Genomic DNA, 946 nt, shown 5'->3' with positions numbered 1-946 from the left:
CTTGAATGCCGAGCGCGCTAAAAATAAACATCGCCGCTGCACCGACCAGCCCCAAAACAGCCGCCATTATCCAAAGCGTCCCGGACAAAAGCGTTCCTAATCCAAATGAGAGGGCGATCCCAAAGGAAACCAAGAGTAGCTTCAAAGCGCGCTTTTTGTAAGATTCACCGCCCGCATATAAATAAACAAAGCCTCCGATACTTGCAGTTAGTCCGTAATCCGTGTGACCCGCTAATGCGCCGACCAGCACAGGAAACCCTGAAGCGAAACCTGATCCGATAGCCTTTTTCCAAGGAAATGGATTCGCATGAATGCGAAAGGCATCCTTCACGATAGGCATGATTCTTTGATTGTTCTCACCAGTTTTGTTCATTTGACAAAATCCTTTTCAATGAATATATAGAACTCTTCCCATTTCTTCGCTTTAGTATGCCCAAAAACGCGGTTAGCTCCTCAATTGGTGCGCCCGATAAAAAAAACAGAGACTTAAACCGTCTCTGCTTGCATGACATCAGTTTATTCGCAATATCATAAAAGCGGCACCTGTCAGGACTGCTTCGTCCTTCTGCTTTCCTTTAAGAGCAGGTGGATAAAAAATAAAGGGTAAATCAATAGATACCCATTAAATAGCCACCACACAAGATCAAAGTCCCTGCTGAATGTCCAGAATGATATCGCCTGCAAACCTGAACAACAGGTCAGCACAAGAGAAATCAGCGCCATCAGCTTCCACTCAGCACGATTCACCCGCTGTAAGTACAAGCTGTACAACCCTGTCACAGAGATCAGGATATCCAGCGGAAAAAAAGACCAGTTCCAGGCGATCATAAATGGATGGTCATGATGTTTAAAGGCCCAGTTTTCCGGTATGAGCGAAAACCCGGCTGACAGCCAGTACAAGATAAAGCCGATATCAGTCACGAGGAAAAACAATTTCATATATCTC

The 946-nt window shown here is 45.2% G+C and carries 1 protein-coding gene and 1 pseudogene; both read right to left on the bottom strand.

Translation table 11 applies throughout. From position 1 onward, the window contains the following. Positions 1-373 (bottom strand): annotated as a pseudogene (locus RVS70_RS21575) (FUSC family protein); the annotation flags it as partial. 173 nt (positions 374-546) lie between these two features. Further along, positions 547-946 (bottom strand): YvaD family protein (locus RVS70_RS21570; protein ID WP_321134767.1); only part of this gene is annotated, 400 nt, incomplete at its 5' end.

Origin of the sequence: Virgibacillus sp. M23 (genome assembly GCF_034190895.1) — a bacterium.
GTDB classification, from domain to species: domain Bacteria; phylum Bacillota; class Bacilli; order Bacillales; family Amphibacillaceae; genus Virgibacillus; species Virgibacillus salarius.
This window is presented reverse-complemented; position numbering and strand designations above follow the sequence as displayed.